The organism is Actinomyces sp. ICM47, assembly GCF_000278725.1.
Taxonomy (GTDB): Bacteria; Actinomycetota; Actinomycetes; order Actinomycetales; family Actinomycetaceae; genus Pauljensenia.
Map to the genome: position 1 here is coordinate 1 of NZ_ALCA01000017.1, position 19,586 is coordinate 19,586.

Below are 19,586 nucleotides of genomic sequence, written 5' to 3' on the forward strand. Positions count from 1 at the left end.
CGATAGTGGCAGGGTGCGAGGCCCAGCCCGGGGCACCCGCAGCCACGTGCGCCCGCAGCTCGGGACACCCAGACCCACCGCACGCTCGCCCGCGCACTCAGCCCAGGCCTCGTACATAGACGAAAGCGCCCACCCCTGTAGGGGTGGGCGCTTCTGAGCCGCCTGTGGGAATCGAACCCACGACCTATTCATTACGAGTGAATCGCTCTGCCGACTGAGCTAAGGCGGCCGCACCTGCCGTTCCGCCGTTTCCGGGGCGCGCAGGCAACGGCACAACTCTACTGGACGAACGGGCCGTTACGCAAACCAGGACGACCAATCAAGCAATGTCGTGGGTCACTACCTACCGGACCGAATGGACCTACCGGACCGATTGGACCTACTGGCAGGTGAGTCCGTTCTGGGGCACGTTGCCCTTGACCAGGTAGTCCTCGACGGCCCTCACGACGCACTGGTCGGCACCGCGACGGTACGCGGTGTGGTTCCAGCCCTCGACGGTGATGAGGACGCCGGAGTCGAGCTGTTCGGCCAGGCGCTGCGCCATCGGGTAGGGAGTGGCGGGGTCGTGCGTGGTGCCGATGACGAGGATGGGGGCGGCACCGGTCGCGTGAATGGGCTGACGGTCGGCGTGCTCGGTCGGCCAGGCGGACAGGCCGGCGGAGGGGTAACCGACGTAGCGGCCCAGGATCGGCAGTTCGCTCTTGAGCCCGTTGACGCGCTCGATCCACTGGTCGGTCGTGCCTTCGGGTTCGTAGTCCAGGTTGTTGATCGCGTTGATCGCGTCGGCTGAGTTGTCGGCATAGGTGCCGTCAGGGTTGCGCGAGTTCATGAGGTCGGCGATGTCGAGCAGCGCACTGCCGTCGCCTCGGCGCACCGCGTCGGCGTACGCGTCAGAGAGTTGGGGCCACCACTGGGTGTTGTACATGGCACCGATCATGGCGGTGATGGCGAGGCTCTCGGTGAGCGGGCGGTCGGGGTCGCTGGTGGGAAGCGGGGCCTTGTCGAGGGACTCGAGGAAGGCTCGTACGTTCGAGATGCCTTCGTCCTTGGTGCGTCCCATCGGGCATGTGGACTGGGTGGCGCAGTCGGCGATCCACTGCTGGAGGGAGGCGTCGAGGCCGCGCATCTGCATGGCGGAGACGTCTTCGATGCTGAGCGAGGGGTCGAGGGCCCCGTCGAGGACGAAGCGTCCGACGTTCTCGGGGAAGAGGCCCGCGTAGGTGGCACCGAGGAAGGTGCCGTAGGAATAGCCCAGCAGGTTGAGCTTGTCCTGGCCGATGACGGCGCGCACCATGTCGAAGTCGCGCGCGGCGCTGACCGTGTCGATGTGTTCGAAGATGGAGCCAGAGTGGTCGCGGCACCCGTCGGCGAGGTCGCGCGAGCCTTCTTCGGCCTCGGCAATCGCGGATTGGGGGCTGTCGTCGACGCCGTCGGTTTCGGCACCGGCGTTGTATTCGTCCTTTTCCTCGTCGGTCATACAGAAGACGGGGGTGGAGTCGCCGACGCCGCGCGGGTCGAGCGCGACGATGTCGTAGGCCTTGACGACGGATTCGCCGAGGCCCTGGGCTGAGTAGTAGGGCAGCGCTGAGACAACGGGGCCGCCGGGGCCGCCGGGGTTGATGAAGAGCGCGGGTGCATCCTTGGCCCCGGAGCGGTGGATGGCGAGGGCGAGGGTGATCTGGTCACCGTCGGGGTTGTCCCAGTCCAGGGGCGCTTTGAGGAACGCGCACTGGTACTCGTTCGGGTCGGAGCTGTTGATGCCTCGGTAGCTGTCGAAGGTGCCTTGCGCGCACTTGCCCCACGTGATGCCCTGGTTGTAATACGCCTGGATGTCTCCGTCTTGGACGTCGATGGGTGCGGACGAGGCCGTGGCGGTTTTGGTGGGCGCGGGTGTCTTGAAGCGTTGGATCCCGTAGTAGCCGACGATGGCCAGGATGATCGCGACGACTGCGAGGATCGCGACGGCTGCGGCCGCGATTGAGCGTGTTTTCATGGCCCCGATTGTAACGGAGTTTGTGCGGGCGGAACTTAGGCCTGGGGGCGCAGCGAAATCGCCATGTCTTCGAGGACGAGGAGGGGGTTGCCGTTGGCGACGAGGCGCTTGCGCGCGGTTTCGATGTGGTCGACGCGCGCGAGGGTCTGGTGGGGCGTGGAGTCGTGCGCGATCTGGTGTACGAGGTCGGACAGGTCCGTGTTGATGAGTTCGCCGTCTCCCCCGACTTGGACCATGAGGACGTCGCGGTAGATGGCGAGCAGGTCGATGAGGGCGCGGTCGATGGCGTCGGTGAGGGCACGCTTGGAGCGGCGTTTCTGGTCTTCTTCGAGCTGGCGGAGCATCGCGCGCGAGGCTTTGGTGGCGCTTTCGCCTTCCTCCATGCCGAGTTGGCGCAGCAGGTCGGCTTTTTCGCGGGCGTTACGGTCGCTGACCTGCGCGTCGGCCTGGGCTTTCGCTGTTTCGAGGAGTCGGTCGGCGGCCATGATGGCCTCGCCGACGCTGCGCACGGAGGCGGGCGCGGTGATGATGCTGCGTCGGCGCTCGCGCATCTGGGGGTCGCGGGCGAGCGCGCGCGCTAGTCCGATGTGGGATTGGGCGGCACGCGCGGCTTCGAGGGCGACCTCGGGGGTGGCGACGCCTTCGCGCACGAGCAGGTCGGCGACCGCAGTCGCGGTGGGGATGCGCAGGCCGAGGTGGCGGCAGCGCGAGCGGATCGTGGCGATCATGTCCTCGGGGCTGGGGGCGCACAGCAGCCACACGGTATGCTCGGGCGGCTCCTCGATGGCCTTCAGCAGGGCGTTCGCGCCGGACTCGCCGAGGCGGTCGGCGTCTTCGACGACGATGACGCGCCACAGGCCTTGGGAGGGCGAGGACTGCGCCTGCAAGACGAGTGAGCGGGCAGTGTCCACGTTGATGATCGAGGTCTCGGTGGCCGCGAAGAGCACGTCCGCGTTCGTGCGTCCCATGGTCGTGCGGCAGCCGGGGCACTGCCCGCAGCCGGGTGTCGCTCCGGTGCACTGAAGGGCGGCCGCGAAGGCGCGGGCTGCGACCGAGCGGCCGGATCCGGGCGGGCCGGTGATGAGCCACGCGTGGCTCATGGAGCGGGCTTCGTCGGAGGCACGCCCGCTGCCTCGGGAGGCGACGATTGCGCGGGCGGACGCCGCGGCCTCGCTGAGCTTAGCGACCGCCGCGTCCTGACCAACCAGCGAGGACCAGACGCTCATCATTCATCCCACAGCGCGCCCTGGGACTCGCCCAGGGCACCCACCATGGTCGCCGGCTTACGCGAGGACCGTTTCTCGGCGCTGCCCTTGTGCGAGGCCTTGGCGGCGCGACGCTTCCGGGTGGCGGTGGACACGGGGGTGTCAACGAGGACGGGGGCTGCCTCGTCGGTGGCGGTTTCCTCGTCCGCGGTGTCGGGGGCCGAGGCCTCGGGGGCGTCGGCGAGAGGGGCTTCGTCGGTCGACGCCTCGGGGGAGGCAACCTCGGGAGCGGCATCCTCGGACTCAGCGGGAGCCTCAGCCGGAGCCTCAGCGTCCGTGTCCGCGGCGGTCACCGATCCGGCGGAGCCGTCCACGGCCTCGTCGATGGTGCTGGAACCGCCGTCGAAGCGCTCGACGAGGACGCCGCGGATCTCGGAGAAGACCTCGTCGACCGTGCCGACCGCGTCGATAACGACGATGCGCTCGGGCTCGGCGTCGGCGAGGCGCAGGTATTCGTGGCGCACGCGCTCGTGGAAGTCCATGGACTCGCGTTCCATGCGGTCTGGGGCGTCGGTGCGGCGGCGCGCGCCGACCTCCGGAGGCAGGTCCAGGAGGAAGGTCAGGGACGGGTAGAGGCCCTGGGTCGCCCACGCGCTCAGGGAGGCGATTTCGTCGACGCCGAGGGAGCGGGCCGCGCCCTGGTAGGCCAGCGAGGAGTCGATGTAGCGGTCCCCCAGCACGACCGCTCCGCGCTCGAGGGCGGGGCGGATGACCGTGGCGACGTGGTAGGCGCGGTCGGCCGCGTACAGGAGGGCCTCCGTGCGTGCATCCACGTCCTCGGGGCCGTTCTGCACGAGACGGCGGATCTCCGTTCCCAGCTCGGTGCCGCCCGGCTCGCGGGTGACGATGACCTCGCGGCCACGGCTCTCGAACCAGTCGCGCACGGACTGGATCTGCGTGGACTTCCCCGAGCCGTCGCCACCTTCGAAGGTGATGAACATTCCTCGCGCCGCCATCAGCTGTCCTTCTTCGTCGCGGCCTTCTTGGTGGCCGTCTTCTTCGCCGTGGTCGTCTTCTTGGCCGCGGTGGTTTTCTTCGTGGTCGTTTTCTTCGCCGTGGTCGTCTTCTTGGCCGCGGTGGTTTTCCTCGTGGTCGTTGTCTTCTTCGTGGTCGTCTTGCGCGTGCGCTTGGGGGCGGGCCCCTTGGCTCGCTTGTCGGCGAGGAGCTCGTAGGCACGCTCGGCCGTCAGGTCCTCGACCGTCTCGGCGCGCGGCACGGTCACGTTGGTCTCGCCGTCCGTCACGTAGGGCCCGAAACGGCCGTCCTTGACGGTGACCTTCTTGCCCGAGATCGGGTCCTCACCGAACTCGCGCAGCGGCGGGCGGGCGGTGCCACGACCGCGGGTCTTGGGCTGGGCGTAGATGGCCAGGGCCTCGTCCAGGGTGATCGTGAGCAGCTGATCCTCGGAGGCCAGCGTGCGCGAGTCCGTGCCCTTCTTCAGGTACGGGCCGTAGCGGCCATTCTGCGCGGTGATGACCTCGCCCGAGGCCGGGTCGGTGCCCACTTCGCGGGGCAGGGACAGCAGATTCAGCGCGTCCTCAAGGGTGACGGTGGCGATGTCCATGGTCTTGAACAGGGAAGCGGTGCGAGGCTTGGCAGCCGCCTTCTTCGTCTTCTTCGCGCCTTCCTCGGCGCCCTCGGCTGGCTCGGGGAGGACCTCGGTGACGTAGGGGCCGTAGCGGCCGTCCTTGACGATGATCGTGTGGCCGGTTGCGGGGTCGACTCCCAGCTCGCGCCCGTCGTCGGCGGCGCGGGCGAAAAGCTGGTCGATGAGTTCGTCCGTCAGCTCGTCGGGGGCGACCTCCGGCGGCACGTTCGCGCGCGTCCCGTCGGCCTTTTCCATGTAGGGCCCGTAGCGGCCCACGCGCAGCGTCACGCCGCGGCCCAGGTCGATGGAGTTAACGGCGCGCGCATCAATGTCGTCGCCCAGGGAGGCGACGTCGTGGCGCAGGCCGCCGTGCTCGCCCGTGCCGTCGGGGCCGAAGAAGAATCCGGTCAGGAAGTCCGTTCCGTTCTCCTGGCCTGCGGCGATACGGTCCAGGTCACCCTCCATCGAGGCCGTGAAGTCATAGTCGACCAGGTTCGCCAGGTTCTCCTCGAGCAGGCGCGTCACGGAGAACGCCAGCCACGTGGGCACCAGGTACTGGCCGCGGTGCGTCACGTACCCGCGATCCCCGATCGTCTGGATCGTAGCCGCGTAGGTGGAGGGACGGCCGATACCGAGCTCCTCCATGGTCTTGACCAGCGTGGCCTCCGTGTAGCGGCCCGGGGGCTGAGTCTCGTGGCCGTCGGGGGTGGCCTCGGTCAGCGTCGCGGCGTCGCCCTCGGCAACGTCCGGCAGGGTCTTCTCCGCGTCGTTCTTTTCCGCGTCGTAGCGCCCCTGGTCGCGGCCCTCCTGGTAAGCCAGGCGGAAACCCGGGGAGGTGATGACCGTGCCCGAGGCCGAGGACAGCACGTCGTGACGCTTACCGTCGACCTCGATGCCGGTGAGCACGCGGATCGTCGCCGTGTAGCCGAGAGCGTCGGCCATCTGCGAGGCGACCGTGCGCTTCCAAATCAGGTCGTACAGCGCCAGCTGCTGCTTCGACAGTGAACCCGCCACCTCGCCCGGCGTGCGGAAGTGGTCGCCGGCGGGACGGATCGCCTCGTGCGCCTCCTGCGCGCCCTTCGACGTGGTGCCGTACAGGCGCGGGGACTCGGCCACGGCCTCGGCCCCATAAAGCTGGGTGGCCTGCTCGCGAGCCGCGTGAATCGCCTGGCTGGACAGGGCCGTAGAGTCGGTACGCATGTAGGTGATGTAACCGGACTCGTAGAGGGACTGGGCGGTGCGCATCGTCGAGGACGCGTTCCAGTGCAGCTTGCGCGACGCCTCCTGCTGGAGGGTCGACGTCGTGAAGGGGGCAGCCGGGCGACGACGGTAAGGCTTGCGGGTCACCGAGTCGATGACCGAGGCAGGGGCGCCCTCCAGCGCCTGCGCATAAGCCCGGGCCGTGGCCTCGTCCAGATGCAGGACGCCAGCCTTGACGGCCTTCGCGCTCAGCTCGCCCTTCTCGCTGAAGTCGGAGCCGGTCGCGATGGCGTGGCCGTCCACGGAGGCCACGCGCGCGCCGAAGGCCTGACCCGCCGACGTGAAGGCCGTGTCGATCGACCAGTACTGGGCGCTCACGTGCGCCATGCGGTCGCGTTCCTTGGCGACCACGAGGCGCGTGGCCACCGACTGCACGCGGCCGGCCGACAGGGACGGGCGGATCTTGCGCCACAGGAGGGGCGAGACCTCGTAGCCGTAGAGGCGGTCGAGGATGCGGCGGGTCTCCTGCGCATCCACGAGGTCGGTGTCCAGATCGCGCGTGTTCTCCAGGGCGCGCTGGATCGCTTCCTTCGTGATTTCGTGGAAGACCATGCGGCGCACGGGGACCTTCGGCTTCAAAACCTGCAGGAGGTGCCACGCGATAGCCTCACCCTCGCGGTCCTCATCAGTTGCCAGGAAGAGTTCGTCGGATTCCTTGAGGAGCTTCTTGAGTTCGGTGACTTTTTTCTTCTTATCCGGGTTCACCACGTAGTACGGCTTGAAGCCCTCGTCCACGTTGACAGCGAAGCGGCCGAATGGCCCCTTCTTCATATCCTTGGGCAGCTCGGAGGGCTGCGGGAGGTCGCGGATGTGGCCGATGGAAGCGGTTACGTGGTAGTCGGGACCCAGGTATCCCTCAATGGTGGCGGCCTTCGCAGGAGACTCCACGATCACGAGCTTCGTCGCTGACATTCCCTGTCCCTTCCCCGTTACTTCCCCAGTATTTGTAGCACCTCACCGGCGGGTCTACGCGCCGAGGCATCTGGGAGGACCTTACCGCGTCCCACCCACATCTGGGTACCTGGGCCGCCTCCGCGCGTCTCACGCCTGTCGCGTTTGACATGGACGAGGCCGGGGCTGATTCTCGCGCGCGCGTATTCCGCCACGACGGCAACAAACGCATCGCGGTCGGCTTGTCGTGGCCGGACCGCCCCCATCGGTTCCTCCGGTCGCGCTCACCCCTCGCAGGCCCCTCTGCCGATTTTTCCTCCGGATTCTCCGTCACCTGGGAAAACAAACAAGGACCTGGGTGCCAAGAGGCCGGTCGTCGTCTCCTATGATTGTGGCGAATTCTCCTGCCGTCGGGCACAATGCGAGACGTGATCCTACGCTTCCTGTCTCAGATTCCAGCCCCCGTGTGGTTCGCCCTCGGCGTCTTCGCCCTGTGGTGTTTGCACGGCCCGCTCGACGATCTTGTCGCCATCGCGCGGGGCAGGATTCCCACGCCCTCCGACCTGCGAAAGGCCGGCAAGACGAAGGAATGGAAGAAAGCCAGCGCGGAGCACGTGCCGGTCGTGAGCGGGTCGCGCGCCTCGATGACGTCCGATCCGCACGCGAGGCTGCTTGCTCCCTCGTTCCCTAACGCGCTGTGCAACGACAACCCGGTCAACGTCCTAGAGGTCGCCAGCGTCGAGGATACCCGGAAGATGCTCGAAGACAGCTGGGGGATCATGAACCGCGCCGACCTCGTCACGCGCATCTATCGGCTCCTGTGCGGCGACCATAGCAAGGGGTACGCGGCCCTGCGCAGCAGGTGTGCCGATCCCGAGTGGGTGGAGCGCGTCCTCGAGGACCTGGACAAAACCGTTGACAAGTCCACGATGGACGTGGAGATGTGCTGGCGCATCCATCGTTTCCTGAATAATGATCGGGGCATCCAGGACGTGGAGTTCGCGGCCTGGGATTTGATGCGCGCGGCGATGCTGACACGGTCGGGCTTCGCGCTCGGCTGGCTCAGTGAGGACGAGGCATGGGACACTCTCGCGCTCATCAACCACGCGCTGCAGATGCACTATTCCTCGTGGGACGAGGCCTGGGAGGCCTACCGTCTCGGCCGCTGGCTGTGGGCGGCCGAAGGGCCGGAAGAGGAGGCGGTCGACGACATGCATGATCGCGCCCGGGGCGCGTACCTGCTGGGCAAGCGCGGCCTGTGGAAGTCCCTCCCGTGGGATGCCCCGATCCCTGAGTCCCGCTTCCTCCTGCTCGACGCGGTCGCCGCCGTCGGTCGCCTGCAGGTGCTCTCCGTCAGCAACTGGCGGAAGGCCTCGGCCTGGGAGCGGGAGCTGGACGCGCAGGCGCGCTGGCGCACTCCCCTGGCGATGGGCGGAAAGCCCATCGTCCACTGACGCGCCGCGAGCGCGCCCGGCCCGGCCCGACCCAGCCACGGCCTCGTCCCACGATGAAGCCCACGGGCTCGCGCAAAGCCCTGAGCACCGACATCCGCAGACGGACCCCGACTGTGCGCCACCACTGGCAGAACGGTCGGGGTCCGCGCACGTCACCCAGGCCTCGTCCATGCCCGCGCGCATAACGTTTGTGTGAGCGAGTCTCCATCGGGCACAATCGTGACCGTGATTCCTCATTTTGTCTCTGAGATGCCCATCCCCGTGATGCTGGCGGTCATCGTGGTGCTCGTCGGCCTGCCGATCGTCTTCATCAAGGACGCTCTGACCCGATCCAAGGGGGCCATGCCCGCGCCGACGGACGTGCGCAAGGCCGGCAAAGGCAACGAGTGGGACAAACTCAACAAGCATCACACACCCAAGTTGCGCGGATCGCGCAAGGCCCTGGCGACCGACATCCATGCGCGCCTGCTCGCACCGTCCTTCCCCTACGCGCTGTGCCACGGCAACCCGGTCGACGCGCTCGCCGTGTCCGAACCCAGCTCCACTAAGGAGATGCTGTCGCGCGACTGGGGAGTCACAAACCGCTTAGAGCTGCTCCGCCAACTCTATTGGCTCCTCCACGAGGGACACCGCAAAGACTTTGGACACACGCGCGAGCAGTGCGGCAATCCCTCGTGGCTGAAGAACCGCCTCGCGCGCCTCAACGAGGTCGCCGACGAGCAGACGGACGCGTGGGAGGAACGCTGGCGCATCCACCGCTTCCTCAACAACGACCGCGGCATCAACGACGTGGACTTTGGCGCGTGGGACTTCATCCGCGCGGCCATGCTGATCCGCGCGGGCGCTGCCCTCGGGTTCATCACGGACGAGGAAGCCTGGGACACCCTCGCGATCATCAACCACGCGCTTCACATGTCCTACTCTTCATGGGACGAGGCCTGGGATGCCTTCCGCCTCACACGCTGGCTGTGGGCCGCCAAAGGGCAGGCACAGGAGGCCGAGAACGACCTGCACGACCGCAACCGCGGAGAGTTCCTTATCGGAAAGAACGGCCTGTGGACTGCGATCCCCTGGGACCTCCCCTCCCCCACGTCTCGTTTCCTCCTGCTCGATGTGCTCGCGGCCGAGGGCGGCCTGCACCTGCTGTCCCCCTCGGGCTGGGAGGACGCCTCGGCCTGGGAGAGGGAATTCGACACCCAGACGCGCACTCGCGCCCCCATGTCCATCGGCGGCAAGCCGATCGTCCAGTAGCCACGCCGCCGCGCACAGGACGTAGAATGAGTCGTCAGTCCTGATACGCGAACCGCACAGTCCAGTAGGAAGTCTGGACGATGCCTCGCATCCGTCGCTGCCCCGAGCAGAATCCAGCGTCATCGGGTCCACCGTGGTGTACCTGGAGACGAGTAATGAAGACGGAGTCCACACTATATTTCGATGGTCAGTTCTGGGTCGGTGTCATTGAGCGCCACGAGGCCGACCGTGTTCGCGCCGTTCGGATCGTGTTCGGCGCGCAGCCCTCAGACGCAGAGTTCTACGAGTTCCTTCTTGCTCACGCTAACGCTCTCCTGTGCCGCCTCGACGAGGCCGCTTGGACGCCCGATATGGCCCAACGCCAGACGACACACCACAACCCTAAGCGCGCACAGCGCCAAGCTTCTCGCCTCGCTCGCCGTGCGCTTCCTTCCACTGCGTCACAGGCATCGATTCAAGCGGAACGCGAACGCACGGCACGAGAACGAGCTTCCACGACCAGGCAGGAGAAACGAGAGAAAGCTGAAGAGAAACGCCGACTCGCCCGCCTGAAAGCGAAAGCTCGCCACCGCGGCCACTAAGGGCTGCACGTTAACCCCTCGATACGCACGTAAACCCCTTGATACGCACGTAAACCCCATGACCTGTGCGTGGGCGGCGCTGCCCACGCGTATATCATCGGGCCCACATGCGGATCATCGGGTCCACATGCGGAAGTGGGCGAACACGTACGGCCATGAAGTGGATAGGAAAGCACGAACTGGATAGCTTACGACGTTGTGGATAGGAAAATAACCTATCCAGAATCGCGGTTCCTATCCAAATCGGCATTTCCTATCCAGAACGTGCAGCCGCTCCCTCCCTGGTGGAGGACGCCGCGATGCAGGCCCCGCGCCAGCAGTCCCGCAGTAGCAGGCGCCCGCGCACACAACGACGCTCAGTACGTCCGGAATCCCCAGCGGATCAGGTCACGCAGCGGGGTCTCGATCTCGGCGCGGACGCGCCGCGCTGAGTGTTTCCACCGCCTCGCGCGCGAGGCCCGTCGGAGCATCCCAAGGCCGTTCAGAGCATCCCCCGGCGATCAGCCAGGGTCGCAGGCGCGGTCATTGTCCCTTCTCTTTCAGCGTGCGAGCATACCTGGCCGTCTGGGAGGTCCCTCGGAAAAGGGCGAGCCAGCCAGCAAGCTCCTCGCCCAGCGGTGGTGCCCACCCCTCGGCCTGCGCCCGCGCGTACTGCGCGGTCACGGCACCCAGCAGCTGTCCGATGCCCGTGCGCCCACGCTCAAGCCCGGGGAGCAGCGCGAGCGCCAGATCGAGCGCGAGTCGCGGGTCCACGTTCCCCAAATCCTTGAACGCCTGCGCCCACCGGTTCAGTTTCACGGTGTGCGCCACAGCCGCGAAACCAGCCACGGCCTCGTCGAAGGAGAGGTCCCCGCGCGCCACCAGGGAGGCCAGGGCCTCGACGCCAAGCGCACGCGACTCCACCTCGCGTTCTCCCATCGCCTGGCCAAGAAACCCCGCGGACAGCGAATCCCAGCGTCCGCCGTGCTCACACAGGGCCCGGTAGCACTCACAGGTCAGCTGGGTGTTGTCAAGCACGTACCACTGCGAGGCGAGCAGGCAGACGGCGAAGTGGCGTACCAACGCGGGGTAGATGTAGCGGTGGGCAGTAAAATCGCCCGAAGCACTCGCAATATCCGCAAGCGCGCTCAGCTCCGCTCCCGCCGCGCCCGTCTGCGCACCGACGATACGCGGGGTAAAGAACGCATAGACGGGCGAGCCGTCACGCGCGACCTTCGGCTTCCCGCTGCGCGACTCGTAGGCGGGGTGCCCCTCCCACGCAACGGAGAGGGAGGACAGGTAGCCCTCGGCACGTCTGCGCACCACCCCCTCAAGGGCGAGGCGAATGCGGGCAACAGCGGAGGACGGCAGGTCCTCCTCCCGTTCCTCCACGAGCGCGAGCGCCGCTGCGCAGTCCGGGTGCTCAGTGTCTACGCGCAGCAGCGCCTGGGTGAGGTCGGCTGGAAGGGGGGTGGCGTTCCCATTGTCCAGGGCACGGCGCACGAGCGTCAGGGGATTCACGGCTCCCCGGTCATCGGTCGGCGTCGCCAGGAGGCGGTAGCGCTGCCCGCATGCGAGCAGGCCCGCGACCTCAATGATGCGCTCTCGCATGAGGGTGGGCATGTTCTCCGATTCCAACCACGTGGTGGCTGTGGTCAGCGGGTTGCGCGCGCCCTCCTCTCCCCCATCGAGGGCTATCTGCAGGAGACGTCCGAGCATGCGCTCGTACCCAAATCTGCGCGTGGTTAGGCGCCACACAAGCGGGCGCAGCGGTTCCAGCGCACTCGGCTCGAACTCGGGGGATGTCAGGAACGCGAGCAGCAGCTCGTATTCGAGCCCCATCTGCGCCTTCTCGGCCAGGACGCCGACCCGCCCGCTCACGTCCTCCGCGCTCATCGGTACCAGGTCGGCCACCTCCCGGGGAGGCGGCAGGAAGGCTTCGGGCTCGACCTGAGTCCGCGCCTCGTGGACGAGGCCGGGGCCGGGCCGGTCGCCCACCGTTCCGGCGGACACAAACTCGCGCGCCTCGGGGGTAACCAGCGGGTCCAGATCAGCCTGGCTCACGATGGCTGCGACGCTCTCACGCGTCAAGAGGCTGGCGGTCACGTAGTCGCGCGCGAGGCCCAGCGCTGCCCGCTGCACCTGCGCGTCCGGGAAGGAGAACGCAACGCCGAGCAGGGGTTCGAGGCCGGTGCCCTCCACGGCCCCGAGGCCGTCACGCAAGACCCCAAGCACTCGCAGGGCATTCGCCTTCGACCCCATGAGCGCGCCCTCGCAGCTGCGCGCAAACAGCTCCAAGTCGAGGCGACCGGCCTTGGCGAGGGCGGTCAGCTGTCCAACCGCCAGGGTCACGGTCGGCCCAACGGGAGAGGACATGAGGGTACAGAGGACCACCTGGCGGGACTCGACCTCGTCAAGGGTCATGGCGAGCAGGCGCAGGGTGCGCGAGTACCAACCGGCGCGCGCGGAGGGCAGGTCGGCGACGAGCATATCGAGGAGAGCATCGATGAGGCGATCCCGGTCGACGAGTCCCTCGTTAACACTGGCTTCAAGCGTGCGCGACCAACCGGGCGACAGCCTCGAACCCATGGTGGCAGAACGGTCGGAGGAGGACAGCGACACGCCGCTGTTGCCTTCCTGACGGAGTATCCCCCACACCAGCTCCTCGCGCAGCTCCTGATCGGCGCGCATGAGGGGCAGTTGCAGCCCGGGTTCGAGGCCGATGAGCGCCGTCAGGTACCGCTCGTCATGCTCGAGGGCCAGGTCGCCGTTCAACTCAGCCAGGCGCAGGAAGCCGATGCCGTCCAACCACGGGCCGGACAGCCGGGAACTCATGCTTAGGTCACTATCCGTGGGCGGGCCCCCGTTGATCTCCAGCATGCGCGCGTAGACCTCGTCGAGCGTCCACTGATCCGGGTGCTGCCGGACCCACAGATGCAGCCTCCAAAAGTCCATGCATTCATCCAGCGTGTCGGGCAGCCAACGGATGTTGCTCACGATTCCTCCTTCAAGACCAGACAGACGGCGAGGACGTGCTTGCAGGGACCGCGCCCGCCCCTGTGTTTCATCCACCACGGACAGGTACAGCTGTACTCGCCGATGGCATAGGGGTCGGCGGGCACCTCCACCCGGTAGCGGTTCGCGCCCGAGGCGACGCGGAAGCGTGCCCCCTCCTCGCGGGTGATCGCGCCGCGTTCAATCAGCATGCGTGCGCCCGACAGGCGCGGGTGCATCGCGGTGAGCGCGTCGGGGCGGACGGGCAGGGGGCGGTGAAAGTAGGCACCCTCGGTAACGTCGAAGCCGACCTGCCCGCTCGATGCGAGGAGCGCCAGGCCGCCAGCCACCCGGTCGGGGGCCAGGCCGGAGCGGGCCGCCATGAGCTGCGTATCAATGCGCGGCTCGAAGGAGAGCAGGGCGGAGAGCGCGTCCGCGTCTTCCTCGACACGCGGGTTGCCGAGGGATGCCAGGACCGCACCCTCCCCCGAGAAGCCGCGCGACTTGGCGGGGCTGAGCCCCACGCTCAGCCGCGCACCCGGCATGCGGGCGACCCACAGGGAGGCGACCGGCTCGCTGTCCGCGTCCACGTCAGGTCCGTAGGCTTCGAGCGAAGTGATCAAGTGCAGGAGCGGCTCGAACACGCGCAGCCGCTCGGGTCCTGCGACGCACGCGGCCCCCGGCGCGGGCCTGGTCCCCAGGCGCAGGCCGCGTACGGCCCGCCCCGCCCACATGACCGTACCCGTCGCGCTGGACTTGGGCAGGCCTCGGATAAACGCGCGGGCCTGCGCGGCGTTCAACGCGTGGAGCGGCATCATTGCGGAGGAGAGCATCTGCGTCTCCGCGAAGCCCTTGAGCCAGCGCAGGGACAACGGCACCTTCTCCTCCGTGACCTCCTCGTCCAGGGTCGTGGCCGTCAGCCCCTCCTCACCCACACTCAAGTGCAGGGGTTCCCCGGCTCGCAGCGACGCCAGGGCGGCGCGCAGCGGCTGGTTCACGTCCACGTTGGTCACGCCGACCGCACAGTGAGCGGCGTCCAGGGCCGAGGCCTCCACGTCGAGCCTGGCGTACACGCCGCAGCACACGCTAAAAGACTCGAAGCGCAGGCCCTCGGCCGTGTTAGTCACGACCGGGTCGAGCATCCCGATGCGGGTGAGGCCACCGCCTGGAGCAACGACCATGCCGGGCGGCACGTAGAAGCGGGTGCGCGCCACGCGTGCGACCGCGAGCAGGCCGGCGGCCACCACGTCGGGGCGCTCCATGAATCCCGAGAAGAAATAGGGGCACGCGGCCTCCCCCTCGGGGGTGGACCCTCCCGAGGTCGCCAGCGCAAGTCCCGCATGTTCATCCAAGCGCGAGGGAACGCCGTAGCGGTAGGCCAGCTCGTAGTCCATGTCGCTCCTTCGCGTCATTGTGGCGCCAGGCTAACACAGGGGCCCCACGTCTGGAGTCGGCTTCGCACCCGCCCGCGCTCACAACACGCCCGAAATGACGCCGCACAGCCCACCCGATACAGCGTGGGCGGGCGCGACCGCCTCACGCAGCCGCGCCCGCACGCGCTCGCAACAACGCTCAGTACGTCAAGAACCCCCAGCGGATCAGGTCGCGTAGGGGTGCCTCGACCTCGGCGCGGACGTCGTCGGCCTCGACGGAAGTCAGCATCGCGACGGCCGCCACGATCTGGCCGACCGTCAGCTCACCATCCGAGGCACCCACGACCGCAGACACCGCCGACGAGACGGGCACAGACCGGCCCAAGCCCCCGCCCTGATGCAGAATCAGCAGCTCCGGATCCGGGCTGCCCGGCACGTAGTGGCGCTCCTCGCGCACGTCCGAGGCGCGCGTCAGCACCGTGTCCCACAGCTCCGGGCCGCGCAGGGAGGCCAGCGCCCACGACACGTCCTGTCCACGCGGGGCGTGCCCATCGAGGGACAGGTCGAAGGCGCGCCTGCCGCCCGAGGCTGCCTCGGCCTCGTCGAGCCTGCGCAGCGCCACGAAACCCATGCCGATCGCGCCCGTGCCCGCGCGACGGAAATCCACCAGCCACGACGTGTAAGCGCGCTCGTAGTCGGCGCGCGCCATGAGCGGGCCACCCGAATCGCGGATCCACATGTCCACGTAGCGCGCCGGCTCGAGCACGTCACGCTGGACGACCCACGCGTCCACGGGCAAACCGTCCAGCCACTCGTCGACACGCTGGGACCACTGCGTGTCCGGGTTGCGGCTCTCGGGAATCTCCCAGTTCGCGAGCATCTGGAGCGTGCCACCGGGTGCCATGCAATCAGGAGCGCCGCGCAGGACTGCGGCAATCAGGTTGTCGCGATCCATGCCGCCGTCACGATACTCGTGCATGCCCGACGCGCAGCGCACGGTATCCGGCGTGATCACGAAGGGCGGATTCGTGACGATCAGATCGAAGGTCTCACCTTCGACCGGCTCGAACAGTGACCCTTCGCGCACGTCAATCTTCGTCTCGTTGAGGGCGGCGTTGAACTGGGTGAGCGCGCACGCCCTGGGCGACAGGTCGGTCGCGACGACGCGGCGCGCGTGCGTGGCCAGGTAGAGGGCCTGGATGCCGCAGCCGCAGCCCACGTCCAAGGCCGAGTCGACCTGGTCGCGCACGGTCATCTCCAGCAGCGTCCGGGTCGCCCCGCCGATGCCCATCACGTGGTGATCGGCCAACGGCTTGCCGGTCTGCCCCTCCCCCAGGTCCGAGGTCACCCACCACTCGTGCTCGCCGCCCGGCAGGGTCGCCGCGTGGGGACGCAGGTCGTACAGGGCGCGCATCCACGGGTCAGCCGCGACCTCGGGCTCGGGTTCCTCATCGGGGTCGCGCATCGTCGGCAGGGCGGGTGCCGTCGGGAACGAGGCCTCCTCCCCCTCGCCCGCCTGCGCGCGCTCACGCTTGGGCGCGGACTTGGAGCACGGGCGAGGCATGACGAGAGCGGAGGCGGCTTCGTCCTCGTCGATGGTGGCCGCGAGGCCGAGGGTCTCCAAGCCAGCCGCGCCCAGCGTCGGCAGGACCGCGTCCAGGGCCGAGGCACGCTCGGGCTGTCCGCCGATAAAAAAACGTGTCAAGGTCGCTGCGGGGGCGTCAACGCCCGCGAGTTCGACCAGTGCGGGTAGGCGCGAATCGCGCATGAGGGCCGACAGGGCATCGTCGCTGAGCAGCTCATCAAGGGTGTCGGTCGTCCAGCTCGACGCGATGATGTCGGCGCGCAGGCGCGCAATCATGTCACGGTCGAGGGCGGGAACGGGTGCGGAAGTTGTCATGACTCTAGACTATCCCCGCGCGTACAATGCGCGGGTACCCACACGAGGGCCATAGGAGGAAACCCCATGTCCGGAGGACTTGTCGCCCTGCTCGACGATATCGCGACCCTCGCGAAGGTCACGGCCTCATCCATCGACGATGTGGCGGCCAACGCTGTCAAGGCCTCGTCCAAGGCGGTCGGCGTCGTCATCGACGACACGGCCGTCACTCCCCAATACGTGTCGGGCCTGAGTCCGGAACGCGAGCTGCCCATCATCGCTAAGATCGCGCGCGGCTCCCTTATTAATAAGCTCTTTATCATCCTACCGATTGCCCTGCTGCTCACGTGGCTGGCACCGCAGGTCTTGCCATTCCTGCTCGTCGTGGGCGGCGCGTACCTATGCTTCGAGGGCGGTGAGAAGGTCCTGGAGAAGCTCGGATGGCTGCCCGGCCATCACGAGGACCACGAGGAGAGGGGTGCTGCCTCCGCCGAGGAACTCGAAAAGAGCATCGTGTCCTCCGCGACCCGCACCGACCTGATCCTCAGCGCGGAAATCATGCTCGTCTCCATGGCCAACCTGTCGAATGAGCACGGGGTGATGCGCGTCGCCGTCCTCATCGCGGTCGCATTCTTCATGACCTTCTTCGTGTACGGCCTGGTCGCCCTGCTGGTCAAGGCCGACGACTTCGGCGTCCACCTGGCTCGCGGCGCGCTCGACCCCGAGGACAACCGTCCCGGCCCCGTCGACAACATGGGCCGCACCATCGTGCGCATCATGCCCCACGTCTTCAACGTCATCGGCGTCGTCGGCACGGTCGCGATGCTGTGGGTCGGCGGCCACCTCGTCATCGTGAACCTCGCCGAAGTCGGCGTGGGCGTCTTCCACCACATCCTCGAGACCGCCGAGCACGCGGTGTCCGCAGCGGGCGGCTTCGTGACCTGGCTCGTCGAGACCGTCCTGTCCGGCGTCTTCGGTGTCATTCTCGGTGCCGTCGTCGCGTGGATCGTCGTCGGGGCTTCCGCGCTCGTGCGTCGCGTGCGCGCCAAGGCCTGAGTTTTCCCTCTTTTTCACGAGGCCGGGGCGGAGGATGCGTGATCGCGTTCCCCTGCCCCGGCCTCGTCGTTGATCGCGATCCGCGAAAGGTGACACACAACCCCTTCGCAAGCCGGGACTAAAGTACTACCCTTGGAGTCAACAGCTATATGACGACGCCCAGGAGGAGCATCATGACCGTCTACACCCTGCCCGACCTGCCCTACGACTACTCCGCTCTCGAACCCCACATCTCCGGGCGCATCATGGAGCTGCACCACGACAAGCACCACGCGAACTACGTGGCCGGCGCGAACACCGCGCTGGAGAAGCTTGCCGCCGCCCGTGAGGCCGGCGACTTCGCCGCAATCAACCTGTGGGAGAAGAACCTGGCCTTCAACCTTGGCGGCCACACCAACCACTCCATCTTCTGGACCAACATGACCGGCGAAGGCGCGTCGCGCCCCGAAGGCGAGCTCGGCGCTGCCATCGACGAGTTCTTCGGCTCGTTTGAGTCCTTCCAGGCTCAGTTCGCCGCGGCCGCCCTGGGCCTGCAGGGCTCCGGCTGGGCCGTCCTCGCGTGGGACACCGTCGGCAAGCGTCTCGTGACCTACCAGATGACCGACCAGCAGGGCAACATCCCGGTCGCGACCGTGCCGTTGCTCTTGATCGACATGTGGGAGCACGCCTTCTACCTGGATTACCTCAACGTCAAGGCCGACTACGTCAAGGCCTGGTGGAACCTGGTGAACTGGGAGAACGTCGCGTCCCGCTTCCAGGCCGCCCGCCTGTCTTCCGGCCTGGTGAACGCCCACTCCGCGCTGTCCGACCTGGGTGCCCACGCGGTCGACACCGTCAAGGGCTGGTGGAAGAACTGAGCGTCCGCCTCATGTGACCGTGGCCGCCGTGCGCGCCACTCGCCGCGGCGAGATCGGGGATCTTGCACCATTAGAGGCCTCGCGACGGCGTGTCGCCTGCGTGTCGCGGTTCTCATGACGCAATTCCCCCATGCCCCGGCGCGAGGCCCGGGCGCTGGTGGCGCTGGTAGCGCTGACGACGCGACCACCACGACTACACACGCAGCAGAGGCGGGATCCTTCGGGATCCCGCCTCTTTCGTCGCATTCCGGGCAAAGATTACGGAGCGGGCGGCGCACACAAACCCCGCCACAGTGACGATTCCAGCTCTTCCGCACCGACTCAGCCACACGCAGGCCCACTAACTCGCGCGCGGGTCCGCCTGCCATCGCTGCCCACGCAATCTCTTCCAGGGCAGCAAGGGGAGCCGTTGCGAATCAGCTCAGTCACATGTGCCCCCAATATTTCGCACGTGGGACCGCTCATGCGCGCGCCGGCCCTCCAATCCGCGCGCCGGCTCTTCAATCCGCACGCCGGCCCTCCAATCCACACACCGGCCCTCCAATCCGCACGCGGACCCGCTAATACGAGCTTGGGCAGACCCGCCCACACTCCAGATAGCGGGTTTACGTGCGACATAGCGGGTTACCGCTCGCAATAGCAGGCTCACGTGCGAGCGACGCGCTATGACAGGTACCGATGCGCCCAAATCGCAGACCACTTCGCCCATAACAGCCCGTTTTCAGCGTTTTTCGCCGAGGTGGTCTGCACTTTGGGCATGACACCACCTCGAACCGCGATCTCACCGCCCCCGAAGGGGGTTTGCACGACCAGCATGGAGAGCACCGCAAGACCTGCTGGGCCAGGCTGTGGAACCCGTGGACTGCGGTGCCCGTGGGCGGCGGCAGGGCCTGGCCGGGCTAGTCACAGCGACACAAGCGCCGCCGGTGCGGAGGGCGCCGGAGGGCACGGAGGGCACGGGCGCGCTTCGAGCCGACGCACCAATCCGCACCTACCACCGGGCGCCACTGGGTAGAGAGGCCGGATACCCAGGCGGCGGTACCCATGCGGTAGGGCCTGGCCGGGCTAGTCACAGCGACACAAGCGCCGCCGGTGTGGAGGGTGCCAGAGGGCACGGAGGGCACGGGCGCGCTTCGAGCCGACGCACCAATCCGCACCTACCACC

The 19,586-nt window shown here is 67.7% G+C and carries 12 protein-coding genes and 1 tRNA gene; 5 read left to right on the forward strand and 8 right to left on the reverse strand.

Translation table 11 applies throughout. The features are described from left to right. Positions 1–156 precede the first annotated feature (156 nt). The 5 genes from HMPREF1136_RS00810 to topA form a co-directional block, all read right to left on the reverse strand. Positions 157–229 (reverse strand) — tRNA-Thr (locus HMPREF1136_RS00810). Between the two features lie 150 nt (positions 230–379). Beyond that, positions 380–1,993, reverse strand: a complete 1,614-nt coding sequence (locus HMPREF1136_RS00815; RefSeq protein WP_009647412.1) for an alpha/beta hydrolase — start codon at positions 1,991–1,993, stop codon at positions 380–382. 35 nt (positions 1,994–2,028) lie between these two features. Next, positions 2,029–3,222 carry a DNA polymerase III subunit delta' gene (locus HMPREF1136_RS00820; RefSeq protein ID WP_009647406.1) on the reverse strand — a complete coding sequence of 398 codons (1,194 nt, stop codon included), beginning with the start codon at positions 3,220–3,222 and terminating at the stop codon, positions 2,029–2,031. After that, positions 3,219–4,214, reverse strand: a complete 996-nt coding sequence (gene tmk, locus HMPREF1136_RS00825) for a dTMP kinase (RefSeq protein WP_009647408.1) — start codon at positions 4,212–4,214, stop codon at positions 3,219–3,221. The genes HMPREF1136_RS00820 and tmk overlap by 4 nt, the downstream gene beginning before the upstream one ends. Further along, positions 4,214–7,018: a type I DNA topoisomerase gene (gene topA, locus HMPREF1136_RS00830; RefSeq protein WP_009647413.1), complete on the reverse strand. Its 2,805-nt coding sequence runs from the start codon at positions 7,016–7,018 to the stop codon at positions 4,214–4,216. Before topA ends, tmk begins: the two co-directional genes overlap by 1 nt. A gap of 398 nt (positions 7,019–7,416) precedes the next feature. Here topA and HMPREF1136_RS00835 point away from each other — a divergent pair, with 398 nt between their 5' ends. The 3 genes from HMPREF1136_RS00835 to HMPREF1136_RS00845 all read left to right on the forward strand — a co-directional run bounded on the left by HMPREF1136_RS00835 (position 7,417) and on the right by HMPREF1136_RS00845 (position 10,283). Then, positions 7,417–8,451 carry a DUF1266 domain-containing protein gene (locus HMPREF1136_RS00835; protein ID WP_332248198.1) on the forward strand — a complete coding sequence of 345 codons (1,035 nt, stop codon included), beginning with the start codon at positions 7,417–7,419 and terminating at the stop codon, positions 8,449–8,451. Positions 8,452–8,676: 225 nt separating this feature from the next. Continuing rightward, complete coding sequence (locus tag HMPREF1136_RS00840; RefSeq protein ID WP_034504294.1) at positions 8,677–9,702, forward strand: DUF1266 domain-containing protein; 1,026 nt, start codon at positions 8,677–8,679, stop codon at positions 9,700–9,702. Between the two features lie 155 nt (positions 9,703–9,857). Then, positions 9,858–10,283: a YjdF family protein gene (locus HMPREF1136_RS00845; protein ID WP_009647410.1), complete on the forward strand. Its 426-nt coding sequence runs from the start codon at positions 9,858–9,860 to the stop codon at positions 10,281–10,283. A 522-nt stretch (positions 10,284–10,805) separates the two neighbouring features. On the opposite strand, the gene HMPREF1136_RS00850 is transcribed toward HMPREF1136_RS00845, so the two are convergent. The 3 genes from HMPREF1136_RS00850 to HMPREF1136_RS00860 all read right to left on the reverse strand — a co-directional run bounded on the left by HMPREF1136_RS00850 (position 10,806) and on the right by HMPREF1136_RS00860 (position 16,529). Beyond that, entirely contained in the window at positions 10,806–13,259 is a 2,454-nt protein-coding gene (locus tag HMPREF1136_RS00850) for a DUF6493 family protein (protein ID WP_009647405.1), read from the reverse strand. Further along, positions 13,256–14,650 (reverse strand): SWIM zinc finger family protein, encoded by a 1,395-nt coding sequence (locus tag HMPREF1136_RS00855; RefSeq protein ID WP_009647403.1) that lies wholly within the window; start codon positions 14,648–14,650, stop codon positions 13,256–13,258. The genes HMPREF1136_RS00850 and HMPREF1136_RS00855 overlap by 4 nt, the downstream gene beginning before the upstream one ends. A 178-nt stretch (positions 14,651–14,828) precedes the next feature. Continuing rightward, positions 14,829–16,529 (reverse strand): methyltransferase, encoded by a 1,701-nt coding sequence (locus tag HMPREF1136_RS00860; RefSeq protein ID WP_009647414.1) that lies wholly within the window; start codon positions 16,527–16,529, stop codon positions 14,829–14,831. Positions 16,530–16,595: 66 nt separating this feature from the next. Between HMPREF1136_RS00860 and HMPREF1136_RS00865 the strand changes: the two genes are divergently transcribed. Together HMPREF1136_RS00865 and HMPREF1136_RS00870 are read left to right on the forward strand one after the other, a co-directional pair. Continuing rightward, the gene (locus tag HMPREF1136_RS00865; RefSeq protein WP_009647411.1) at positions 16,596–17,564 is read left to right on the forward strand and encodes a DUF808 domain-containing protein; all 969 of its coding nucleotides are present in this window, start codon (positions 16,596–16,598) and stop codon (positions 17,562–17,564) included. Positions 17,565–17,737: 173 nt separating this feature from the next. After that, positions 17,738–18,421: a superoxide dismutase gene (locus HMPREF1136_RS00870; RefSeq protein ID WP_009647407.1), complete on the forward strand. Its 684-nt coding sequence runs from the start codon at positions 17,738–17,740 to the stop codon at positions 18,419–18,421. Positions 18,422–19,586: the final 1,165 nt, after the last annotated feature.

What these genes read in the sequence shown, in the direction of transcription:
- HMPREF1136_RS00815 (WP_009647412.1), bottom strand. Translation starts at nt 1,993, where the DNA reads ATGAAAACACGCTCAATCGCGGCCGCAGCCGTCGCGATCCTCGCAGTC.
- tmk (WP_009647408.1), bottom strand. Translation starts at nt 4,214, where the DNA reads ATGGCGGCGCGAGGAATGTTCATCACCTTCGAAGGTGGCGACGGCTCG.
- HMPREF1136_RS00855 (WP_009647403.1), bottom strand. Translation starts at nt 14,650, where the DNA reads ATGGACTACGAGCTGGCCTACCGCTACGGCGTTCCCTCGCGCTTGGAT.
- HMPREF1136_RS00835 (WP_332248198.1), top strand. Translation starts at nt 7,417, where the DNA reads ATGCGAGACGTGATCCTACGCTTCCTGTCTCAGATTCCAGCCCCCGTG.
- HMPREF1136_RS00860 (WP_009647414.1), bottom strand. Translation starts at nt 16,529, where the DNA reads ATGACAACTTCCGCACCCGTTCCCGCCCTCGACCGTGACATGATTGCG.
- HMPREF1136_RS00845 (WP_009647410.1), top strand. Translation starts at nt 9,858, where the DNA reads ATGAAGACGGAGTCCACACTATATTTCGATGGTCAGTTCTGGGTCGGT.
- HMPREF1136_RS00865 (WP_009647411.1), top strand. Translation starts at nt 16,596, where the DNA reads ATGTCCGGAGGACTTGTCGCCCTGCTCGACGATATCGCGACCCTCGCG.
- HMPREF1136_RS00870 (WP_009647407.1), top strand. Translation starts at nt 17,738, where the DNA reads ATGACCGTCTACACCCTGCCCGACCTGCCCTACGACTACTCCGCTCTC.
- topA (WP_009647413.1), bottom strand. Translation starts at nt 7,018, where the DNA reads ATGTCAGCGACGAAGCTCGTGATCGTGGAGTCTCCTGCGAAGGCCGCC.
- HMPREF1136_RS00820 (WP_009647406.1), bottom strand. Translation starts at nt 3,222, where the DNA reads ATGATGAGCGTCTGGTCCTCGCTGGTTGGTCAGGACGCGGCGGTCGCT.